The organism is Streptomyces sp. NPDC021100 (assembly GCF_044333095.1).
In the GTDB taxonomy this organism is placed as follows: Bacteria; Actinomycetota; Actinomycetes; order Streptomycetales; family Streptomycetaceae; genus Streptomyces.
Genome location: NZ_JBIRQH010000003.1, coordinates 396,527 through 417,369, shown reverse-complemented (window position 1 = coordinate 417,369; position 20,843 = coordinate 396,527). Strand labels below are relative to the sequence as shown.

The 20,843-nt window shown below is 74.1% G+C and carries 18 protein-coding genes; 14 read left to right on the top strand and 4 right to left on the bottom strand.

Features of this window, described 5'->3' with window-relative positions; all coding sequences use genetic code 11:
- The first annotated feature begins 40 nt into the window (after nucleotides 1–40).
- From ACH4PU_RS08535 to ACH4PU_RS08505, 7 genes are all read left to right on the top strand, one after another.
- Entirely contained in the window at nucleotides 41–703 is a 663-nt protein-coding gene (locus tag ACH4PU_RS08535) for an SCO family protein (RefSeq protein WP_398267978.1), read from the top strand.
- A complete protein-coding gene (locus tag ACH4PU_RS08530) occupies nucleotides 703–1,167 on the top strand; it encodes a copper chaperone PCu(A)C (RefSeq protein WP_398267975.1) in 465 nt (154 codons plus the stop codon). The genes ACH4PU_RS08535 and ACH4PU_RS08530 overlap by 1 nt, the downstream gene beginning before the upstream one ends.
- A gap of 6 nt (nucleotides 1,168–1,173) precedes the next feature.
- Entirely contained in the window at nucleotides 1,174–3,096 is a 1,923-nt protein-coding gene (locus ACH4PU_RS08525) for a copper resistance protein CopC (protein ID WP_398267972.1), read from the top strand.
- Between the two features lie 36 nt (nucleotides 3,097–3,132).
- Nucleotides 3,133–4,464 (top strand): iron uptake transporter deferrochelatase/peroxidase subunit, encoded by a 1,332-nt coding sequence (gene efeB, locus ACH4PU_RS08520; protein WP_398267969.1) that lies wholly within the window; start codon nucleotides 3,133–3,135, stop codon nucleotides 4,462–4,464.
- 260 nt (nucleotides 4,465–4,724) lie between these two features.
- Nucleotides 4,725–5,675, top strand: a complete 951-nt coding sequence (pheA, locus tag ACH4PU_RS08515) for a prephenate dehydratase (protein ID WP_185940731.1) — start codon at nucleotides 4,725–4,727, stop codon at nucleotides 5,673–5,675.
- A gap of 628 nt (nucleotides 5,676–6,303) precedes the next feature.
- The gene (gene serS, locus ACH4PU_RS08510; protein ID WP_398267966.1) at nucleotides 6,304–7,581 is read left to right on the top strand and encodes a serine--tRNA ligase; all 1,278 of its coding nucleotides are present in this window, start codon (nucleotides 6,304–6,306) and stop codon (nucleotides 7,579–7,581) included.
- On the top strand, nucleotides 7,578–8,390 hold the full coding sequence (locus ACH4PU_RS08505; RefSeq protein WP_398267963.1) for an HAD family hydrolase: 813 nt from the start codon (nucleotides 7,578–7,580) through the stop codon (nucleotides 8,388–8,390). The genes serS and ACH4PU_RS08505 overlap by 4 nt, the downstream gene beginning before the upstream one ends.
- Nucleotides 8,391–8,532: 142 nt before the next feature.
- Here the strand turns inward: ACH4PU_RS08505 and ACH4PU_RS08500 are convergent, their stop codons facing one another.
- A complete protein-coding gene (locus ACH4PU_RS08500) occupies nucleotides 8,533–9,288 on the bottom strand; it encodes a rhomboid-like protein (RefSeq protein WP_398267960.1) in 756 nt (251 codons plus the stop codon).
- A gap of 166 nt (nucleotides 9,289–9,454) precedes the next feature.
- On the opposite strand from ACH4PU_RS08500, the gene ACH4PU_RS08495 reads away from it, so the two are divergent.
- Both ACH4PU_RS08495 and ACH4PU_RS08490 read left to right on the top strand, forming a co-directional pair.
- Nucleotides 9,455–9,817, top strand: a complete 363-nt coding sequence (locus ACH4PU_RS08495) for a hypothetical protein (RefSeq protein ID WP_398267957.1) — start codon at nucleotides 9,455–9,457, stop codon at nucleotides 9,815–9,817.
- A 77-nt stretch (nucleotides 9,818–9,894) separates the two neighbouring features.
- Complete coding sequence (locus ACH4PU_RS08490) at nucleotides 9,895–10,086, top strand: hypothetical protein (protein ID WP_398267954.1); 192 nt, start codon at nucleotides 9,895–9,897, stop codon at nucleotides 10,084–10,086.
- A 110-nt stretch (nucleotides 10,087–10,196) separates the two neighbouring features.
- Here the strand turns inward: ACH4PU_RS08490 and ACH4PU_RS08485 are convergent, their stop codons facing one another.
- Nucleotides 10,197–11,732 carry an MFS transporter gene (locus ACH4PU_RS08485; protein ID WP_398267951.1) on the bottom strand — a complete coding sequence of 512 codons (1,536 nt, stop codon included), beginning with the start codon at nucleotides 11,730–11,732 and terminating at the stop codon, nucleotides 10,197–10,199.
- A gap of 248 nt (nucleotides 11,733–11,980) precedes the next feature.
- On the opposite strand from ACH4PU_RS08485, the gene ACH4PU_RS08480 reads away from it, so the two are divergent.
- From ACH4PU_RS08480 to ACH4PU_RS08460, 5 genes are all read left to right on the top strand, one after another.
- The gene (locus tag ACH4PU_RS08480) at nucleotides 11,981–12,553 is read left to right on the top strand and encodes an NADPH-dependent FMN reductase (RefSeq protein WP_398267948.1); all 573 of its coding nucleotides are present in this window, start codon (nucleotides 11,981–11,983) and stop codon (nucleotides 12,551–12,553) included.
- 56 nt (nucleotides 12,554–12,609) lie between these two features.
- On the top strand, nucleotides 12,610–15,693 hold the full coding sequence (locus tag ACH4PU_RS08475) for an AAA family ATPase (protein WP_398267945.1): 3,084 nt from the start codon (nucleotides 12,610–12,612) through the stop codon (nucleotides 15,691–15,693).
- Between the two features lie 227 nt (nucleotides 15,694–15,920).
- A complete protein-coding gene (locus ACH4PU_RS08470; RefSeq protein WP_398267942.1) occupies nucleotides 15,921–16,637 on the top strand; it encodes a FadR/GntR family transcriptional regulator in 717 nt (238 codons plus the stop codon).
- A 58-nt stretch (nucleotides 16,638–16,695) separates the two neighbouring features.
- On the top strand, nucleotides 16,696–17,958 hold the full coding sequence (locus ACH4PU_RS08465) for a CynX/NimT family MFS transporter (protein WP_398267939.1): 1,263 nt from the start codon (nucleotides 16,696–16,698) through the stop codon (nucleotides 17,956–17,958).
- A gap of 51 nt (nucleotides 17,959–18,009) precedes the next feature.
- Nucleotides 18,010–18,957, top strand: a complete 948-nt coding sequence (locus ACH4PU_RS08460) for an aminoglycoside phosphotransferase family protein (protein WP_398267936.1) — start codon at nucleotides 18,010–18,012, stop codon at nucleotides 18,955–18,957.
- A 208-nt stretch (nucleotides 18,958–19,165) separates the two neighbouring features.
- Here the strand turns inward: ACH4PU_RS08460 and ACH4PU_RS08455 are convergent, their stop codons facing one another.
- Nucleotides 19,166–19,894 carry an ABC transporter permease subunit gene (locus ACH4PU_RS08455; RefSeq protein ID WP_398267933.1) on the bottom strand — a complete coding sequence of 243 codons (729 nt, stop codon included), beginning with the start codon at nucleotides 19,892–19,894 and terminating at the stop codon, nucleotides 19,166–19,168.
- A gap of 27 nt (nucleotides 19,895–19,921) precedes the next feature.
- Nucleotides 19,922–20,833 carry an ABC transporter ATP-binding protein gene (locus ACH4PU_RS08450; RefSeq protein WP_398267930.1) on the bottom strand — a complete coding sequence of 304 codons (912 nt, stop codon included), beginning with the start codon at nucleotides 20,831–20,833 and terminating at the stop codon, nucleotides 19,922–19,924.
- Nucleotides 20,834–20,843: the final 10 nt, after the last annotated feature.

The window sequence follows — 20,843 nt, the reverse complement described above, 5'->3', positions numbered from 1 at the left end:
CCGGCCCCCATCCCCGAACCCACACCTGGAGAAGCACTCCATGCGCATGCGTACCAAGACCGCGAGCACGGTGCTGGCCCTCGCCGCCGCGCTCACCCTGTCGGCCTGCGGCGGTTCCGACGACAAGGCGGAGGACAAGCCGATCGCCGACGTGTCCGGCGTCGAGCCGAAGAAGTCCCCGATCACGCTGGACGACGCCAAGGCCAAGCCGGACCTGGTCCTGAAGGACACCTCCGAGAAGCAGTACCAGCTCGTCAAGGAGACCGCGGGCCGGCCCGTGCTGCTCTACTTCGGCTACACCTACTGCCCCGACGTCTGCTCGACCGTGGTCTCCGACATGGCCGCCGCCGCCAAGAAGCTGCCGCAGGCCGACCGCGAGAAGCTGCGGATCGTCTTCGTCACCACCGACCCCGAGCGGGACACCCCGGCCCGGATGCGGAAGTGGCTGGACGCCCAGGGCGGGCAGGACATCGTCGGCCTGACCGGCTCGTTCGACACCATCCAGGCGGCGGCCAAGCCGCTGGGCATCCTGGTCGACAAGCCGAAGAAGGAGAAGGACGGCTCGGTCACCGTCAGCCACGGCGCCCAGGTCGTCGGCTTCTCGCCCAAGGACGACAAGGGCCACTGGCTCTACACGGCCGAGACCACCGCGGACCAGTACGCCAAGGGGCTCCCGAAGATCGTCAAGGGGGAGAACCCCTGATGCGCAAGTCCGCCCTCGCCGCGGTGGCGGCCGTCCCGCTGCTGCTGGCCGGCGCGCTGGTGGCCATCGCCAGCACCGGAACCGGTTCCTCCGACCGCCCCGAACTGTCCGTCAGCGGCGCCTACATGCCCCGGCCGGCCATGGACGACATGGCCGCGGCGTACTTCACCGTCAAGAACGACGGCGACTCGACCGACCAGCTCACCGAGGTCACCACCCCGCTCTCCCGCGACGTCACCCTGCACACCACCGACGGCTCGCGGATGAAGCACGCCGAGAAGCTGGACGTCCCGGCGAAGGGCAGCCTGTCCCTCGCGCACGGCGGCAGCCACCTGATGCTGGGCAAGCTCGACCACCGGCCCAAGGTGGGCGAGAAGATCGAGTTCACGCTGCACTTCGCCACGTCCGCGCCGGTGAAGATCCAGGTGCCGGTCGAGGACGCGTCGTACCGGCCCGAGGACTGACGCGGCATGAGCACCACCGTTCGCCGGTTCGGCGGCCTGCTGGGCGCGCTCGCCGCAGCCCTGCTCTGCGTCCTGACAGCCGCCGGCACCGCGTCGGCGCACGCCGCGCTCACCGCCACCGACCCCCGCCAGGGCTCGGTGGTGCCGGAGGCGCCGCGCCAGGTCCGGCTGACCTTCTCCGAGGGAGTGCTGCTCGGCGCCGACTCGGTGCGGGTCCTCGACCCCAAGGGCGCACGCGTCGACGACGGGCGGCCCGCGCACGTCGACGGCCGGTCGGAGACAGCGGCCGTCACCCTGCGGGCCGGGATCGCGAACGGGACGTACACCGTGGCCTGGCAGGCGGTCTCCGCCGACAGTCACCCGGTGGCCGGGGCCTTCACCTTCTCCGTCGGCGCACCCTCGGCGACCACGGTGAAGGCGGCGGTCAAGGGGACGGACCCGGTGGTCGGGACGCTCTACGACACCGCCCGGTACGCCGCGTACGCGGGCTTCGCGCTGCTCGTCGGCGGCTGTGTGTTCGCCGCCGTGTGCCACACCGGGCGCGGGGTGCGGCGGGTCGCGGTCGGCGGCTGGGTGGCGCTGTTCCTGGCGACGGCGGCGCTGCTGGTGCTGCGCGGCGCGTACACGAGCGGCCGGGGGCCCGGTGCCGTCCTCGACCTGTCGCTGCTCGGGGACGCGCTGTCGAGCCGGCCGGGCGCGGCCCTGCTGACCCGGCTGCTGCTGCTCAGCGCGGCGGCGGTGGTGCTGGCCGTGGTCTTCGGCGAGTACGCCGGGCCGGGGGCTTCCGGTGAACGCGCCCGGCCGGGCGGCGGGCGCCGGGCGTACGCCTGGGGGCTGGGCGCCGGCGGCGGGCTGGTGGCCGCGGGGCTCGCGGCGACCTGGGCGGCGGCCGAGCACGCCTCGGCCGGCCTCCAGCCCTGGGTGGCCATGCCCGTCGACGTCCTCCACCTGCTCGGCGTCGGTGTGTGGCTCGGCGGACTGGCCGCGCTGCTCGCCGCGCTGGGGGCGGAGGAGCCGCTGCCCGGCGGCGCGGCCCGCCGGTTCTCCCGGCTGGCCTTCACCGCCGTCTGCGTCCTGGTCGCCACCGGGATCTACCAGGCGTGGCGGCAGGTCGGCGGCTGGGCCGCGCTGACCGGTACGGAGTACGGGCGGTGGCTGCTGGTCAAGGTGGGGCTGGTGGGGGTGCTGGTCGTCCTGGCGGCGTTCTCGCGGCGCTGGACGGCGCGGCTCACCGACCGGGCGCCGGGCCGCGGGCCGCGGCCCAAGGCCGTAGCCGGGAAGCCCGGCGAGAAGTTCGGCGAGAAGTCCGGCGAGAAGTCCGGTGGGAAAGGGGCCGCCGGCGCGTCGCCCGAGCGGGCGGCCCAACTCGCCCGGCAGCGGGCCGCGATGGCCAAGGCCGCCGGGCGCCGGGAGCGCGCCGCGGACGAGGGCCGGTCCGGCCTGCGCCGTACCGTGCTCGCCGAGGCGGCGGTGGCCGTGGTGGTGCTCGCCGTCACCACCGTCCTCACCACCACCCAGCCCGGCCGGGCCGAGACCGAGCAGGAGAGGGCCGGCCGCGCGGCCGGCGGGCCGTCGGCGTCCGCCGCCGGGCCGGTCGAGGCGAAGATCACGTACGACACCGGGGGGAAGGACGGGCGCGGCACGGCCCGTATCACCGTCGCCCCGGGGCGCTCCGGCGCCAACACCGTCGACGTCACGCTCACGGACCCCGCCGGGCGGCCGGCGGACGTCCCCGAGGTGGCGGTTTCGTTCACCGAAAAGGAGAAGGGCATCGGCCCGCTGCGGGCGCCGCTGAAGCGCCTGTCGGCCGGCCGGTCGCGTGCCTCCGGATTCCAGCTGCCCATGGCGGGTCGGTGGCAGCTCACCCTGACCGTACGGACCTCCGAGATCGACCAGGTCACCGAGATCCACGACGTGAAGATCGACTGATGGCTGAGACTGTGATGGCTGAGATGGCTGAGGCTGATGGCTGAGACTTCCGGCAAGACCAAGACGCAGCGGACCGGCAAGACCGCCAAGGCCGCCAGAGCCGGCAAGGCCGGCGAGAAGGCGGATCCCCAGGGCAAGCCGGACGGGCTGTCCCGGCGGCGGCTGCTCGGCACCGCCGGCGCGGTGGGGGCCGGCGGGCTCGTCGTCGGCGGGCTGGGCGGCGCCTCGGTCGCGGAGGCGGTCCGCAAGGACCCGGACCCGCTGTCCGGCGTCGGCTCCGCGTCCGTCCCCTTCCACGGCGACCACCAGGCGGGCATCGCCGACCCCGCGCAGGCCCACGGCCACCTGCTGGCCTTCGACCTCGCGCCGGGCGCGGACCGCAAGGCCGCCGCCGCCCTGCTCAGACGCTGGTCGGCGACGGCGGCCGAACTGGCGGAGGGGCGGGCGCCGAAGGGCGACGACACCGGCATCGCGCTGGACGCCGGACCGTCCTCGCTGACCGTCACCTTCGGCTTCGGCCGCACCTTCTTCGACCGCACGGGCCTGGCCGACCGGCGGCCCGCCGCCCTCGAACCGCTGCCCGCCTTCACCCAGGACGCCCTCGACCCCAAGCGCGGCGACGGCGACCTCTGGGTGCAGATCGGCGCCGACGACGCGCTCGTGGCGTTCCACGCGCTGCGGCTGCTCCGCAAGCAGGCCGGCGACGCCGTCCGGCCGCGCTGGGAGATGAGCGGCTTCAACCGCACCCCCGGTGCCACCCCGCGCCCGATGACCCAGCGCAACCTGATGGGCCAGGTCGACGGCACCAACAACCCCAAGCCCACGGACGCCGGCTTCGAGGAGAAGATCTTCGTCCCGCGCGACCGCAAGGGCCCCGACGCCTGGATGGCGGGCGGGTCGTACGCGGTCGTGCGGCGCATCCGGATGCTGCTGGACACCTGGGACAACCTGCCGCTGGAGCGGCAGGAGCGGGTGATAGGCCGCCGCAAGTCGGACGGCGCCCCGCTGTCCGGCGGCAGTGAGACGACCCCCGTCGACCTGGAGAAGATCGGGCCGGACGGCGCGCTGGCCATCGCCGGCGACGCCCACGTCCGCGTCGCCGCGCCCTCCGCCAACCGCGGCGCGACGATGCTGCGCCGCGCCTTCTCGTACCACGACGGCTTCCGCGACGACGGCGCCCCGGACGCCGGGCTGCTGTTCGTCGCCTGGCAGGCGGACCCGATGAAGGGGTTCGTGCCGGTGCAGCGGAAGCTGGACCGGGGGGACGGGCTGTCACGCTTCCTGCGGCACGAGGCGAGCGGGCTGTTCGCGGTGCCGGGCGGCTGCGCCGAGGGCGAGTACGTGGGGCAGCGGCTGCTGGAGGGGTAGCCGGGGCTGGTAGTGAGCGGGGGCCGCGGAAGGGCGGGGGTCTCCTGGTTGGCAGGAGGCTCCTGATGAGCGGGGATCTCCTGGTGGATGGGGATCTCCTGATGGGCGGGGGTCTCTTGATGGGCAGGGAACCCCTGGTGGATGAGGGGTCCCCTGGTGGATGAGGGGTCCCCTGGTGGGCAGGGGACCGCTCCCGCCCCGCTCGGTATCGTGGCGGCAGCCCGCTCTCCGCAGCGGACCGTTCGGAGGAGTACCGCGTGATGTCGGCCAGCCGCTACACCTACCTCGGTCCCGAAGGCACCTTCACCGAGGCCGCGCTGCGCACCCTCCCGGAGGCGGCGACGCGTGAGCTCGTGCCCAAGGTCTCCGTCCCGGCCGCGCTGGACGCCGTGCGCGGCGGCGAGGCGGCGGCGGCGCTGGTGCCCATCGAGAACTCGGTGGAGGGCGGCGTCACCGCGACCCTGGACGAACTGGCCACCGGCGCCCCGCTGATGATTTACCGCGAGGTGCTGCTGCGGATCGCGTTCGCCCTGCTCGTCCGCCCGGGGACGAAGCTCTCCGACATCAAGACGGTGACCGGGCACCCGGTCGCCCAGCCGCAGGTGCGCAAGTGGCTCGCGGCGCAACTGCCGGACGCGCGCTGGGAGTCGGCGGCGTCCAACGCTGACGGGGCACGGCTGGTGCGGGAGGGCCGCTACGACGCGGCGTTCGCCGGGGAGTTCGCCGCCGCGACGTACGGCCTGGAGCCGCTGGTCACCGACATCCACGACGCGCGGAACGCGGAGACGCGGTTCGTGCTGGCGGGACGGCCGGCGCGGCCGGCGGCCCGGACGGGCGCCGACCGGACGTCCATGGTCGTATGGCTGCGGGACGACCACCCGGGTGCGCTGATGGAACTGCTGCAGGAGTTCTCGGCGCGGGGCGTCAACCTGACGTGGATCGAGTCGCGGCCGACGGGCGAGGGCATGGGGCGGTACTGCTTCTCCATCGACTGCGAGGGGCACATCACCGACCGGCGGGTGGCCGAGACGCTGATGGGACTGAAGCGGATCTGCCCGAACGTCCGGTTCCTCGGGTCGTATCCGCGCGCGAGCGCGGACGGCGGCGAGCCGGGGGCGCCGGCCGGGGGTGCGCCGCGGCCGGGGACGTCGGACGCCGATTTCGTGGCGGCGGCGGAGTGGCTGGCGCGCTGCCAGGACGGGCGGGCCTGAGCCCGCCCGAGCCCTGCCCCGAGGTACGCCGTCGGATCGTCCACAGAGTTATCCACAGGGCGGTCCACTCCTGGGGATAAGTCGACAGAGCGAGGCCCGACCGGGCGGTACGAATCGGTCAACGTCGACAAATCTCTCTAGCAATCCACCGGATCGTCCACAGGACCGGCCGTCGACTGGTGGGATCGTCCACCATCGCGGGGTCAGCCGAAAAGCCTCGAACAACCCTTAAGAGCGGGAAATCTCCACTCGAAAGAGTGTTGGGCCAAGGTTTATCCGCCAGAAAGCCGCCAAACCGTGGCCGATAACGAAAACAGCCGGAAGATCCGCTTCCGGCGTCCACAGATTTCGCGCACACCCTGTGGACAACAAACCGGAATCACCCACTCCTGTGGACAACCAAAGGCCCGCGGACGCCTTCCCGCCACCATGGGACGATTCGTCGACCTCTCGCCATTTCGCGGCGGATCACCGAATTCACCCCGTGTGCCCCCAGGGTTTTCCACCCTTTCTCCTCCGGCCCGCACCCGGCCTCGGAAAGCCGGGAAAACCACCCGGAATGGGGCAAAACCTCCCGAAGAGGAATATCGCGTCGAGTGATCGTGACGGTCAACGGTAGCCTGGGGGGGTGATTGACCTTCGCCTGCTTCGTGAGGACCCCGACCGTGTGCGCGCCTCCCAGCGCGCCCGTGGAGAGGACGTCGACATCGTCGACGCGCTGCTCTCCGCCGACGAGCGGCGCAGGTCGTCCGGCGTCCGCTTCGACGAACTCCGCGCCGAGCAGAAGGCGCTCGGCAAGCTGATCCCCAAGGCCACCGGCGACGAGAAGGCCGGGCTGCTGAAGAAGGCCGGCGAGCTGTCCGCGGCCGTCAAGGCCGCCGACGCCGAGCAGGACGAGGCCGCGGCGGAGGCCCAGCGCCTCCTGCTGGGCATCGGCAACCTCGTCCACCCCGACGTACCGCGCGGCGGCGAGGACGACTTCGTCGTCCTGGAGACCGTCGGCACCCCCCGCGACTTCGCCGCCGAGGGCTTCGAGCCCAAGGACCACCTGGAGCTCGGCCAGACGCTCGGTGCGATCGACGTCGAGCGCGGCGCCAAGGTGTCCGGCTCGCGCTTCTACTACCTCACCGGCGTCGGCGCGCTCCTGGAGCTCGCCCTCGTCAACGCCGCCATCGCGCAGGCCACCGCGGCCGGCTTCACCCCGATGCTCACCCCCGCGCTGGTCAAGCCGCGCGCCATGGAGGGCACCGGCTTCCTGGGCCAGGCCGCGCAGGACGTCTACCACCTGGACAAGGACGAGCTCTACCTCGTCGGTACGTCCGAGGTGCCGCTCGCCGCCTACCACATGGACGAGATCATCGACGCTTCGCAGCTCCCGCTGCGGTACGCCGGCTTCTCGCCCTGCTTCCGCCGCGAGGCCGGTACGTACGGCAAGGACACCCGGGGCATCTTCCGCGTCCACCAGTTCGACAAGGTGGAGATGTTCTCGTACATCGCCCCGGAGGAGGCCGAGGCCGAGCACGCCCGGCTGCTGGAGTGGGAGAAGCAGTGGCTGACCAGCCTGGAGCTGCCGTTCCAGGTGATCGACACGGCCACCGGTGACCTCGGCGCCTCGGCCTCCCGCAAGTTCGACTGCGAGGCGTGGATCCCCACCCAGGGCAAGTACCGCGAGCTGACCTCGACGTCCAACTGCGACGAGTTCCAGGCCCGCCGGCTGTCCGTGCGGATGCGCGACGGCAAGAACGTCCGCCCGCTCGCCACGCTGAACGGCACGCTGTGCGCGGTGCCGCGCACGATCGTCGCGCTGCTGGAGAACCACCAGCAGGCCGACGGCACGGTCCGGGTGCCCGAGGTGCTCCGGCCGTACCTGGGCGGACGCGAGGTCCTGGAGCCGGTCGCCAAGTGACGTCCCCGCCCCCGCCCCCGTACCGTCTCGTCGCCACCGACCTCGACGGCACGCTGCTGCGGTCCGACGAGACCGTCTCCGAGCGCACCCGCGCCGCCCTCGCCCGCGCGGCGGCGGCCGGGGCCGCGCACATCGTCGTCACCGGCCGCCCGGTCGCGTGGACGAAGCACATACTCGACGCGCTGGACTACCGGGGCCTCGCGGTGTGCGGACAGGGCGCGCAGGTCTACCACGCGGGCGAGCACCGGCTGCTCACGTCGGTGACCCTGGACCGGCAGGTGGCCGCCCTCGCCGTGGAGAAGATCGAGGCGGAGACCGGCCCGCTGCACCTCGCCGCCTCCCGGGACGGCCTCGACGGCGACCTGCTGGTCACCGCCGGCTACCGGCTCCAGGAAGGGCCGCGCCCGCCCGTCCCGGTCACCGACCAGGCGGAACTGTGGGCCGAGCCGCTCAACAAGCTCTACCTCCAGCACCCGCGGCTCGACGACGACGCCCTCGCGGAGGCCGCCCGGGCCGCCGCGGGCGGGCTCGTGGACGTCACGATGGCCGGTGAGGGCATCGTCGAGCTGCTCCCGCTCGGGCTGAGCAAGGCGACCGGGCTGTCGCTGGCCGCGCGGCGGCTCGGGGTGAAGGCCGCGGAGACGATCGCCTTCGGCGACATGCCGAACGATGTGCCGATGTTCTCCTGGGCGGGGTACGGCGTGGCCATGGCGGGCGCGCATGCGGAGCTCAAGGCTGTCGCCGATGAGGTGACGGCGGGGAATGACGCGGACGGTATTGCCGTCGTTGTGGAGCGGCTCTTCGGGTGAGGCGGGGGTACGCCTGCGGCGGGTGGTGCCCCGGTCCCACCCCTTCGCCGATTCCTGGGGGCGAGCCCCCAGCCCCCCCGCATCGCGGCTCCGCCGCGAGGTCCTCAAACGCCGGACGGGCTGGAACCGCGCGGAGCCCCGCTCACCCCCCGCTGCCACGCAGGGCCCGGACGGCGCGAGCCGGCGCCGTACCGTCCCACGTCGGCCGGCCGCGTACAAGCAGCCCGCATGCGAGGCCGACGGCCACCGCGATGGCGTGCCCGACATCGGTGAAGGTGCCACCGGCGACCAGCGGCGTCGCGAAGAACAGAACCAGCGCCACCAGCCACCCCCACCGCCAGGGCCGCGGAAACCGGTACGTGAGCAGCCCGGCCGCCGCGGCCAGCCCGTACGACACCCCGATGTCCACCACGTGCCGCATCGCACGCGGCGCCGCATGGTGCTCGATGGCGACGAGCAGCACCTCCTGGCTGATCAGGGTGGCCGCGATGTGTGCGACACCGACGGTGAACAGCCACCGCCAGGTCCCGGCCCAGCGCTCCACGTTGGCGTGGACCAGCTCGAAGAGGACGGCGTAGAGCAGGAACGACGAGGGCGTCTCGATCCAGAAGCCGCTGATGAGCAGGGACTGGAGCGGGTGCTTGTTCAGCTCGTGGATGTTGCTGCTGGTGCGGTGGAGGAGGAAGGTCTCCAGTCCCTCGCTGGCCGCCGCGATGACGAGGCTGGTGACGCCGATGACGAGCAGCCAGATGTGGGTGCCGGGAGAGCCGCGGACCCAGGAGCGGACGGCGGCGAGGACGGCGTCCCGGGCCCGGACGGTCTCCCGCCCGTACCGGCGCGCCCGGGCCGCAACCGACGGACGGCCTCCCCCGGGTGCCTCGGGTTCCTCCTGTTCCATCATTCGACGGTAGTCGAGGGGCCGCGGCCCGGACAGCGGACGGCCTCGGGCACCGCGGGGCCGAGCCGGGTGACCGGGGACGCCGAACCGCTTCTTCCTCACTCCTTCGAGCGGCGGGAAACACCCTCGTGCCCGATACGCTGAGGCCGGGATCAGACTCGCGCCCATGACCGTGACCACCTCCGCCGCCGCCGGGCAACCGCTCATCCCACAACCCCCTGCCACAGTCACCGCGCTGCGGCAGGCCGTCAGCCAGATCGCGCCTGCCGCACTGCCGGCTTTCACCAGGGAACTCGGCCAAGCCGCGGACCAGTCCCGGCAAGGCTCCGACCCGGCGCCGCTCCAGCGCTTCATCGCCCAGTGGGCGGTTTATGTTCACATCCAGCGCCGGCCCGACCTCGCCGCAGACCTCCGCCGCCGGGAAGACGCCGCGCAGTCGGGCGATGCCGCCCAGGCACGGGCGGCTGCCTCCGCGATCGGGCGGATTCTGGACGGAGCCCACGCGGCCATCGGTCTGCCGCCCCGGTGAGCGGGGACTGGCGCTGGGAGTACGACCCCGGCCACGGCCGTGTCGCGAGTGGAATCCCCGCGCGCGTGGTGGCGGAGGTGGAGCGACTGGCCGGCCGGCTCGTCGACCTCGCCTGTACGGGTATCGACGTCAGCGATCTCGGCGACGGGCCCGTCCCGGTGGCCTCCGCCGCATGGACGCCGCTGGTGGCTGGTTTTTACTTTCTGGTGGCACCACGTGATCCGCCGATCTTCATCGTGCGCGTCGTACCCCCGTTCGACGCGCTGTAGCGGGGCGCTCGGCGAGAGCCGTACCCCTTCCGCCGCACAGGATCGCGGGCCCGGGAGGCGTGTGCCTTCCGGGCCCGTTCGCGGTGCCGGGTCCGGGTGGGGGGAGGGGCTCACCGCGTGGTGGCCGGCCGCGGGGCGCGGAGCAGGGTGGTCACCGTGACGCAGAGGAGGGCGGTGAGGCCGGCGATGCCCCAGAGGACCGTGTGCCAGACACCGGTGAACTGCTGGGCGAGATGGGCGTGGTCCGGGCCGGTGAGGTGGCCGGAGGCGACGCGGGCGGCGAGGCCGGCGGAGCCGAGGCGGCTCTGGAGGAGGCTGAGCATCACCGCGCCCAGCGCGGCGATCATCATGGCCTGGCCGCCGCCGCGGACGGTGTTGAGGAAGCCCGCCGCCGTGCCGGAGCGCTCCGGGTCGACGAGGCTCATGGCCTGGCCGTCGATGATGCCGTTGGCCAGTCCGGTGCCGGTGCCGATCGTCAGCAGCGGACCGGCCAGCGGGGCGATGCCGCCGCCCGGGGCGAGGACGGTCAGCCAGGCGTTGCCGGCGGCGACCAGCGCGATGGCGACGGTGATCACCAGACGGGCGGGCACGCCCCGGTTCACCAACTGCCCGCTGACCAGCGGCGCGACGAGGACGGGGGCGGTCAGCAGCAGCATCGTCGTACCGGCCTCGCCCGCCGGGACGCCGTTCACGCCCTGGAAGTAGGTGGGCAGGTAGGTCAGCGAGCCGGCGAAGCCGACGGCTCCGGTCAGTCCGGCGAGCGTCCAGGCGAGGTAGCGGCGGTCGCGGACCAGGGTCAGGTCGAGGACGGGGTGGGCCGAGCGGCGCTGGAGGACCGCGAAGAGGACGAGCAGGAGCGCGCCGGCGCCGAAGGCGGCCAGCACCAGCGGGTGCGTCCAACCGTTCTGCGGGCCCTGGGTGACGCCGGTCATCACCAGGGCGAGCGCGGCGATGAAGGTCACGGCACCGGGCACGTCCAGGCGCGGCCGGACGGCCGCCCGTGACTCGACGACGAGGAAGGTGCCGGCCAGCAGCACCGCGCCCACCGCGGCGAAGACCAGGAAGCCGGCGCGCCAGCCGAGGCCGCCGACCAGGGCCCCGGAGATCGTCGGGCCGGCGGCCAGGCCGATGCCGCCGGTGGTGCCGAGGGCGGCGTACGCCTTGGTGCGGGCGGTTCCGGAGAAGGTGGTGGCCAGCAGCGCGCCGCCGCTCGCCATCACCCCGGCGGCGCCGAGGCCGGCGACCGCGCGGGCCGCGTCCAGCACCAGGACGTCGGTGGCGGTGGCGCTCAGCAGCAGGCCGGCGGTGAACAGGGCGGCTCCGGCGCGGTAGACGCGGCGGCGGCCGAGGAGGTCGGAGAGCGCGCCGGTGACCAGCATGAAGCTGGACGCCGTCAGGAAGTAGCCGGTGACCGCCCACTGCAGGCTCGCGCCGGACGCCCCGAGGTCCGCGCCGATGTCCGGGAGCGCCACGGTGGTGCCGGACATCGACATGGCCAGGGTCAGCATCCCGAGCAGGACCAGCGCCAGGGTCACGGCCGGGCGGCGGGGGCCCTCGGGGGTGGGGGTCGGGGCGGGGGTGACCGGGGTGGGGGTGGTCGGGGCGGTGGTGTTCGCGGTGGCGGCTTTCATGACGGCGGCTTTCATGGCGGTGACGCTAGGTCCACGGGCCCGGCCGCCACATCTGCCGGGCGACCGGGTTCGGCGACCCGGTCACCCGGTCATCGAGACCTGGTCATCCGACAGATGTGGGGGCAGGGGCCGGGCTCGTAGCGTTCTCGACGTCAGCCGGACGGGCCGGCCGCTCCCGTCCGGGGGGCGGTCCCCCGCCGTCCCTCGACGGGGGCCGCCGGCCCGTGCGTTCCCGTCCTTCGCCTCCACAAGGAAGTACCGCCATGAACACCGCTCCCCTCCGCCTCGCCGTCATCGTCGGTTCCACCCGCGAGGGCCGGTTCGGCCCGACCGTGGCCGACTGGTTCGTCCGTGAGGCCGGCGCTCACGCCGGGTTCGACGTGGACGTGATCGACCTGGCGGACGCCGGCATTCCGAACACCCTGTCCGGCGAGCCCACCCCCGAGGTCGCCGCGGTCACCCCGCGGCTCGCCGCCGCCGACGCCTTCGTGGTGATCACGCCCGAGTACAACCACTCGTACCCCGCCTCCCTCAAGGCCGCCATCGACTGGCACTTCCCGCAGTGGCAGGCCAAGCCCGTCGCCTTCGTCTCCTACGGCGGGGTGAGCGGCGGCCTGCGCGCCGTGGAGCACCTGCGGCAGGTCTTCGCCGAGCTGCACGCCGTCACCGTCCGGGACACGGTCAGCTTCCACATGGCCTGGGAGCGCTTCGACCAGGAGGGCGAGCCGCTGGACGCGGCCGTGGTCAACGGCGCGGCCAAGCGGATGCTCGACCAGCTCGTCTGGTGGGGCCGCGCCCTGCGGCAGGCCCGCGACGAGGTGCCCTACGCGGCCTGACACTCCCCCGTCGCTTCCCCTTCGCACGGCTCTGACCAGCGGTTACTGTGACCGTCATGCTTCATGGACGCTCCGGTGAACTCCACGCGCTCGACCGGCTCCTCGCCGACGCCCGCCAGGGGCGCAGCGGCGCCCTGCTGCTCCGCGGCGAGGCCGGCATCGGCAAGTCCGTGCTCCTCGACCACGCCGCCCGCGCCGCGCGGGAGGCCGGGATGCGGGTGCTGAGCGGCACCGGCGTCGAGGCGGAGGGCGAACTTCCGTACGCCGGGCTGCACTTGATGCTGTCCGGAGTGCTCGACCGCGTCGCCGGGCTGCCCGCGGCCCAGGCGGAGGCGCTGCGTTCCGCCTTCGGCATGGCCTCCGACGGCACGGGGGGCGACCGTTTCCTCGTCGGCCTCGCGGTGCTCACCCTCCTCGACGGCCTCGCGGAGGAACGGCCGTTGCTGTGCGTCGTCGACGACGCGCACTGGGTGGACCGGGAGTCGGCGGACGCCCTGCTGTTCGCCGTCCGGCGGCTCGGCGCCGAGCCCATCGCCGTCCTGCTGGCCGTCCGTGAGGACGACGCGCCCGCCTTCCCCGCCCCCGGCGTCCCGGAGCTGCGGCTGGGCGGGCTGGACGCGGAGTCCGCCGGGGCACTGCTGGACGAGTCGGCCGCCGGGCTGCCCCGGCACGCGCGCGAACTCGTCCTCAAGGAGGCCGCGGGCAACCCCCTCGCCCTGCGCGAACTCCCCACCGTCCAGGGCGAGGCGGAACGGTACACCTCGCCGTACGGCATGGCCGCGCTGCCCCCGCACAGCAGGCTGCTGCGCGCGTTCACCACGGCCGTCACGGCGCTGCCGGAACCCACCCGGGCCCTGCTCCTCGTCGCCGCCGCGGCCGGCGGCGCCGACCTCGCGACGGTCCTCGGCGCGGCGGAACGTTTCGACGCCTCCCTGGACGACCTCGAACCGGCCGAACGCGCCCGGCTGCTGGGCCTCGCGGACGGCCGGCTCGCCTTCCGGCACCCCCTCGTGCGGACCGCCGTCTACCAGGACGCGCCCGCGAGCCGCCGGCTCGCCGCGCACCGCGCGCTGGCCGACGCGCTCGCCGGCCGCCCGGACCAGGCGGACCAGCGGGCCTGGCACCTCGCCGCCGCGGGCACCGGACCGGATCCGGAGACCGCCCGGCTGCTGGAGGAGAGCGCCGAACGCGCCCGCGCGCGCGGCAGTTCGCGCGCCGTCGCGGCGGCGTACGAGCGGGCGGCCGAGCTCACCCCGGACGCCGCCGCGCGAAGCCGCCGGCTCACGGCCGCCGCACGGGCCGCCGCGGACGCCGGGCGGCCGGCCCACGCGGAGGAGCTCGCGGGCCGGGCCATGGCACTGGCGGACGGTCCCGGCGCGCTGGCCGACGCCGTACGGATCAAGGCCGAGGCACTCGACGAACAGGGCCGCTCCCGGGACGCGTACGCCCTGCTCGCCGGGGTCGTCCCGGGCCTGGTCGGGGTCGTCCCGGGTCTCGTCGGGGGCGTTCCTGGCCTCGTCGGGGGCGTTCCTGGCTCCGCCGGGGGCGCCTCGGGCTCCACCGGGGGCGTTCCGGGCCTCGACGGGCGCGCCTCGGACCCTGACGGGGTTGCCCCGGGCCCCGACCGGGTCGCCTCGGACCCCGACGGATGCGCCCCTGAACTCGCCGGGGTCGCCTCGGACCTCGCCGGGGTCGCCTCGGACCTCGACGGGCGCGCCTCGGACCCCGCCGGGGGAGTCCCGGGCCCCGACGGGCGCGCCTCGGATCCCGCCAGGACCGTCCCTGCACCCGTCGGATCCGCCGCCCAACTCGCCGCCCCTGCCACCCAACTCGCCGGCCCCGCCGCCGAGCTCGTCGGGCCGCTGCTCTTCCAGGCCGCGCAGGCCGCCTGGCACGCCGGTGACCAGGACGCCCTCGACCGCACCGCCGCGCAGGCGGCCGAGCTGGGTCTGTCCGAGGCCGGGCGGATCGCCGCGCTCGCCCGGCTCGCCGCCGGACAGCACCGCTGCGGTCCCGGCGACCCGGGCGCCGCCGCCGACGCCGTCCGGCAGCTCATCGGCGCCGACGGGGAGTCGGCGGCGGACCTGCGGGAGGCGGTGCGCCTCGGCTGGTGGCACCTGTTCGCGGGCGACCTGCCGGCCGCGCGGGACCTGGCCGTCGCGCTGGAGCGGCGGTGCCGGGAGAGCGGCGCGATCGGCACCCTGGCCCTGGTGCAGATGCTCCTCGCCCGGATCCAGCTGCTCCTCGGCCTGCACCGGGAGGCGCTGGCCACGGCCACCGAGGGGATGCGCGTCGCCGAGGACACCGGGCACGCCCGCGTCCGCGTCCACCTGGCGACCGTCCTCGCCCAGCTCGCCGCCGTCCGGGGCGACGAGGAGGGCTGCCGCGAGCTGACCGCCGAGGCCCTGGCGCGGGGCGTGGCCCCCGGCACGGTGCACGCCGCCTGCGCCCTCGCCCTGCTCGACCTGGGCCTCGGCCGCACCGAGGCGGCCTTCGACCGGCTCTCCGCCGTCGCCTCCGGACCCGACCGGCAGGGCGTCATCGGCAGCCTGCCCGACCTCGTCGAGGCCGCGGCCCGCCTGGACCGCCCGGACGGCGGGCGGTCGGCCCTGACCTGGTACGAACGGCACGCGGCGGCCTACCCGCGGCCGTGGACGGAGGCGGTCGCCGAACGCTGCCGGGCGCTGCTCTCCCCCGAGCCGGCCGTGGCGGGAGAGCACTTCGCCCATGCCGTGCGGCTGCACCGCGAGGGGGGTTCCGGCTTCGAGCGGGCCCGTACCGAGCTGCTCTACGGCGAGCACCTGCGCCGGCGGCGGCAGACGTCCGAGGCCCGCCCCCTGCTGCGGTCCGCGCTCGACGTCTTCGACCGGCTGGGCGCCGTTCCCTGGGCGGGGCGGGCCCGGGCGGAGTTGCGCGCCACCGGGGAGAGCCTGGGCGCACCGGCCGCCGCGCCCGGTCTGCTCGACCGGCTCACACCGCAGGAGGCGCAGGTGGCGCGGCTGGCGGCGGAGGGTCTGAGCAATCGCGACATCGGGGCGCGGCTGTTCATCAGTCCGCGGACGGCCGGGTATCACTTGTCGAACGTCTACCCGAAGCTCGGGATCAGCTCGCGGAGGGAGCTGGCGCGGCTGGGGTTGTGAGGTTGCCCCGGTCCCTCCCCTTCGCCGATTCATGGGGCTGCGCCCCAGACCCCCTTTTCGCGGCTTCGCCGCTCGTCCTCAAGCGCCGGACGGGCTGATTCCCGCCCCTCCGGCGCTTGGGACAACCGCGCGGAGCGCGGCTTGGGGCCGGGGGATCCTCAGGTTGTAGGATGACTGGGCAACCGGGATACCGGTAAACCGTAGACGAACCCCAGCCGGAGGCGGCCGTGGCACTACAAGCAGCAGGACGCCAGTCCCTCGTCGACACCGTCGTGGAGCAGCTCCGCACCCAGGTGGCAGCCGGCGAGTGGACGGTGGGCGAGCGCATCCCCACCGAGCACGCCCTCGCCGAGCAGCTCCAGGTCGGACGGAACACCGTCCGCGAGGCCGTCCGCGTCCTGGTGCACGCGGGGATGCTGCGCTCCCGGCAGGGCGAGGGGACGTTCGTCGTGTCCACCGCCGACCCGGCGGAGATCATGCGGGGCGTGCAGCGCGCCGGCGTACGCGACGTCCTGGAGCTGCGGATCGCGCTGGAGGCGGAGGCCGCCCGGCTGGCCGCCACCCGGCACGAGCCCGCCGATCTGGAGCGGATGCGCGCCGCCCTGGACGCCCAGACGGAGCTGGAGGACGCCCACGGGCAGCCGGACGCCGACAACGTGGAGCTGTACGCGCACCACGACATCGAGTTCCACAAGGCCGTCGTGGAGGCGGCGCACAACACCGCGCTGACCGCGACGTACACCTGGTTCAGCAGTTCCGTGCGCGAGGCGCTGCTCACGGCGCTCGGCGACCGGGACATGCCGCGCGTCCTCCACGGCGACCACCGCGCCCTCATGGAGGCCATCGCCTCCGGTGACCCGGACGCGGCCGACCGTGCCGCGCGGGCCCTGCTCGAACGCCCCAAGCAGGCGGTCGAGGCACTGCTGGCCGACCGGCGGCCGTGACGGCTCCCGTCACACCCGCCACACCAGCCACCCCCGAGCTCCACCGAAAGGCACGCACATGTCCGAATCGAGGCCCCAGACACCCCTCATAGCCGCCGAGGAACCCTCCTCGGCGGCCCCCGCCCCCGCCGCCGTCCGCACCCTGCGGGCGCACCCCGCGCTGGTCCTCGCGGGCATCGTCCTGGCGTCGCTGAACATGCGGGCCGCCCTCGCCGGCGTCTCCCCGCTCGTCGGCGAGATCAACGACCACTTCGGTCTGAACGCGACCGCGAGCAGCCTGGTCACGACCATTCCGCTGGTCTTCATGGGGCTCGGTTCGATCGCCGCCCCGCGGCTGGCCCGGCGCTTCGGCACCGAGCCGGTGCTGTGCGCCGCGCTCGTCCTGCTCTGCGGCGGCATCCTGGTGCGCGTCGCGCCGCCGGTGGTGGCGCTGTTCGTGGGCGGCGCGCTGGTCGGCACGGCGATCGCCTTCCTCAACGTCCTGATGCCCGGCCTGATCAAGCGGGACTTCCCGGACCGGGCCGCGAGCATGACCGCCCTCTACTCGACGGCGATGATCCTCGGCGCCACCGTCTCGGCCGCCTGCGCGGTCCCGCTGGAGAACGCCCTCGGCGGCTGGCGCGGCTCGCTCGCCTCCTGGGCGCTGCTCGCCGCCGTCGCCGTCGTGGTGTGGATCCCGCAGGCGCTGATCGCCCGGCGCGGCGGCCACCACGTCACCGCCCCCGCGCCCGGCGGGACCGCCGCCGAGGGCCCGAACCTGCTGCGCTCGGGGCTGGCCTGGCAGGTCACCCTGCTCATGGGCACCCAGTCGCTGGTCGCGTACGTGTGCATCGCCTGGATGCCGACCGTCTTCACCGACCACGGCATGGACAAGGGCGAGGCGGGCCTCGTCTACGCCTTCTACACCCTGGTGCAGATGGCCGGTTCGTTCGTCGTGCCCGTCCTCGCCGGGCGGCTGCGCGACCAGCGCCTGCTGGCCGTCGGCGTCGTCCTGCTGATGGCCGGCGGCACGACCGGCCTGCTGCTCGCGCCCGTCGCGGGCGCCTGGCTGTGGGCGACCATGATGGGCGTCGCCCAGGGCGGCACGCTGGGCCTGGCGCTGACGCTGATGGTGCTGCGCAGCCGTGACGCGCACACCGCGGCCCGGCTCTCCGGCATGGCCCAGACGTGGGGCTATCTGCTCGCGTCCGTCGGCCCGTTCGCCGTCGGCGCGGTCCATCAGGCCACGGGTGGCTGGGACTTGCCGATCGGCGTGCTGCTCGCCGCCTGCCTGGCTCTGGTGTTCCTGGGTCTCGGAGCCGGGCGCGATCGGAAGATCTGAGACGTTGGGGGTGGGTGAGACCCGTTGTCACCCGTGAGGAGCGTGCGCCCCGTGGCCACCCCGCCCCCGATCACCGTCCCCCCGCAGCTCGCCGAGCACCACGAGGAACACAACCCGGAGCACGCCGCCGAATGGATCGCCGGGCTGCCCGCCCTCGCGGCCGGCTTCCTGGACCGCTGGAACCTGCGGCCCGACGGGGAGCCGGCCCACGGCTACGTGGCGCTGGTCCTGCCCGTACGCCGGGAGGACGGCACCCCGGCGGCGCTCAAGCTCCAGCCCGTCGACGAGGAACGGGCCGGCGAGCCGCTGGCGCTGCGCGCCTGGTCCGGGCGGGGCGCGGTCCGGCTCCTGGAAGACGATCCCGCGACGAGCACCCTGCTGCTCGAACGGCTCGACGCCACCCGCTCGTTGGTCGACGTGCCGGACGCCGAGGCCGCTCTGCTGGCGCTCACCGGGTTGCTGGCCCAGCTGCATACCGTGCCCGCCCCGGACGGCTTGCGGCACCTGCGGGATGTGGTGCGGGAGATGCTCGACGCCGTGCCGCAGGCTCTGGCCGCCCTCGTCGACGAGGACGAGCGGCGGTGGCTCGCCGGGTGCGCCGAGGCCGTGCGGGAGGTGGCCGGGGAGCCCGGTGACCGGCTGCTGCACTGGGACCTGCACTACGAGAACGTGCTGGCCCCGCTGCCGGGCTCGGACGCCGCCGGGCGCGGGGCCTGGCTGGCGATCGACCCCGTGCCGCTCGTCGGCGACCCCTGCTTCGATCTGATGCCCGCGTTCGACAACCGGTGGGAGGACCTGGTCGCCACCGGGGACGTGGAGCGCGCGGTACGGCGGCGGTTCGACCTGATGACGGACGTGCTGAGCCTGGACCGGAGCCGGGCGGCGCGGTGGACGCTGGCGCGTGCGCTCCAGAACTCGCTGTGGACCGTCGAGGACGGGGGGTCCCGGCTGGAGGAGGAACAGGTCACGGTGGCCCGGGCGTTGACACCGCACGTGTGAGAGCGCCCCAGTCCCGCCCTTTCTCCCCCGGCCACCGCTGGGAGGTGCCCCCGGCTTCTCGCAGGAGCTCCGCCCCCCGCACCCCCGAAGCGCGCTGCACGCTCCCCCGAAGGGGGGTGCCCCCAGTCCCCGAACGCCGGACGGGCTGACTGGTCAGCCCGTCCGAAGTGGGGGGGGGGATCCCTTCAGGGGGAGGGACCGTGGCCCCCTACTCCTCCCCCGCCAGCGTCAGCTTCCGCAGCTTCTCCCCCGCGTACCACGTGGCCGCGACCGTCACCCCCGCGAGGAGTACCACCGCCACCGGCAGGCCCACGTCCGAGGAGACGGCGCCGGGCGCCGCGATCCGCTCGGCCAGGGACAGCGCCCACTGCTGGACACTGAGCGTGCGCGCCCCGGGGACGAGGCTGCCGAAGAGGGATTCCCAGATCAGGGCGTAGACGAGGCCCGCGACCACCGCGTGCCGGGTCACCGTTCCCAGCAGCAGGAACAACGCGCTGTAGGCGACCGAGGCGACGGCCGCGGCGACGGTGTACGCGAGAGCGATCCGCTGGCTGTCGCCGTTCAGGAGCAGGCCGGCGATCAGGGTCGGGACGGCCGAGAAGACGACGGTGACGCCGGTCGCCACGAGGAGTTTGGTGAAGATGATCGTCGGCCGCTTCACCGGCTTGGCGAGGAGGTAGACGACCGAGCCGTCGTCGATCTCCGGGCCGATGGCGCCCGTTCCGGCGATGACGCCGATCAGCGGGACCATGGTGGCCAGCGCGAAGCCGCCCAGGACCTTGGTGGCCGTGTCGTCGTCGGCGCCGGTCAGCAGGCGGACCGCCGCAGAGATGATCAGCAGCAGGGCGGGGAGGGTGAAGAGGACGGCGGCCCTGCGGCGGCCGAGGAGTCCCCGGTAGGTGAGCCGGGCGACGGTCGGGTGGTAGAGGGAGTGCATGGGGTCGGCGCCTCCTTTCAAGGATGGTCAGGCCGCGACGAGGTACGAGAAGACCGATTCCAGGGACTCGTCGGAGGGCGAGACCGTGAGGAGGCGGATGCCGTGCGCGCGGGCCACGGCCGGGAGCAGGGTGGTGAACCGGCCGAAGTCCACGGCCTGGACGCGCAGCGCGCCCTCCTGGACGTCCACCTCGATGCCGGACGTCGACGGGTCGGCGATGAGGGCGGCGGCCAGGGCGCGGTCGTCGCTGGAGCGGACGAGGTAGCGGTGCGGCCGGTTGGTCATCAGCCGGCGGATCTTGCGGAAGTCGCCGGACGCGGCGTGCCGTCCGGCCACCACGACCTCGATGTGCGCCGCGAGCTGCTCGACCTCCTCCAGGATGTGCGAGGAGAACAGCACCGAGCGCCCCTCGGCCCCCATCCGTCGCAGCAGGTCCATGAGTTGCATGCGCTGGCGGGGGTCCATGCCGTTGAACGGCTCGTCGAGGAGCAGCACGGACGGGTCGTGGACCAGGGCGGACGCCATCTTGACGCGCTGTCGCATGCCCTTGCTGTACGTGGAGATCTTCCGGTCCTGGGCGTACTCCATCTCGACCGTGGCCAGCGCCCGTTGAGCCGCCGCGGCGGGCAGTCCGTGGAGCTCGGCGTTGGCGCGGACGAACTCCAGCCCGGTGAGGAAGTCGTACATCGCCTCACGCTCGGGGACGACGCCGATGTGCCGGTAGATCTGCTCGTTGCCCCAGATGACCGCGGAGTCGAGGGTGACCGTGCCGGTGGAGGGGGCGAGGAAGCCGCCCATCATGTTGATGAGCGTGGATTTTCCGGCGCCGTTGGGGCCGAGCAGGCCGGTGACGCCGGGGCCGATGGTCATGGAGACGTCGTTGACGGCGACCACGTTGCCGAACCAGCGGGAGACGTTGTCGATCTGGATGACACTCATGGGCGCAGCC

What these genes read in the sequence shown, in the direction of transcription:
- ACH4PU_RS08535 (WP_398267978.1), top strand. Translation starts at nt 41, where the DNA reads ATGCGCATGCGTACCAAGACCGCGAGCACGGTGCTGGCCCTCGCCGCC.
- ACH4PU_RS08530 (WP_398267975.1), top strand. Translation starts at nt 703, where the DNA reads ATGCGCAAGTCCGCCCTCGCCGCGGTGGCGGCCGTCCCGCTGCTGCTG.
- ACH4PU_RS08525 (WP_398267972.1), top strand. Translation starts at nt 1,174, where the DNA reads ATGAGCACCACCGTTCGCCGGTTCGGCGGCCTGCTGGGCGCGCTCGCC.
- efeB (WP_398267969.1), top strand. Translation starts at nt 3,133, where the DNA reads ATGGCTGAGACTTCCGGCAAGACCAAGACGCAGCGGACCGGCAAGACC.
- pheA (WP_185940731.1), top strand. Translation starts at nt 4,725, where the DNA reads ATGTCGGCCAGCCGCTACACCTACCTCGGTCCCGAAGGCACCTTCACC.
- ACH4PU_RS08500 (WP_398267960.1), bottom strand. Translation starts at nt 9,288, where the DNA reads ATGGAACAGGAGGAACCCGAGGCACCCGGGGGAGGCCGTCCGTCGGTT.
- ACH4PU_RS08495 (WP_398267957.1), top strand. Translation starts at nt 9,455, where the DNA reads ATGACCGTGACCACCTCCGCCGCCGCCGGGCAACCGCTCATCCCACAA.
- ACH4PU_RS08485 (WP_398267951.1), bottom strand. Translation starts at nt 11,732, where the DNA reads ATGAAAGCCGCCGTCATGAAAGCCGCCACCGCGAACACCACCGCCCCG.
- ACH4PU_RS08480 (WP_398267948.1), top strand. Translation starts at nt 11,981, where the DNA reads ATGAACACCGCTCCCCTCCGCCTCGCCGTCATCGTCGGTTCCACCCGC.
- ACH4PU_RS08475 (WP_398267945.1), top strand. Translation starts at nt 12,610, where the DNA reads ATGCTTCATGGACGCTCCGGTGAACTCCACGCGCTCGACCGGCTCCTC.
- ACH4PU_RS08465 (WP_398267939.1), top strand. Translation starts at nt 16,696, where the DNA reads ATGTCCGAATCGAGGCCCCAGACACCCCTCATAGCCGCCGAGGAACCC.
- ACH4PU_RS08455 (WP_398267933.1), bottom strand. Translation starts at nt 19,894, where the DNA reads ATGCACTCCCTCTACCACCCGACCGTCGCCCGGCTCACCTACCGGGGA.
- ACH4PU_RS08450 (WP_398267930.1), bottom strand. Translation starts at nt 20,833, where the DNA reads ATGAGTGTCATCCAGATCGACAACGTCTCCCGCTGGTTCGGCAACGTG.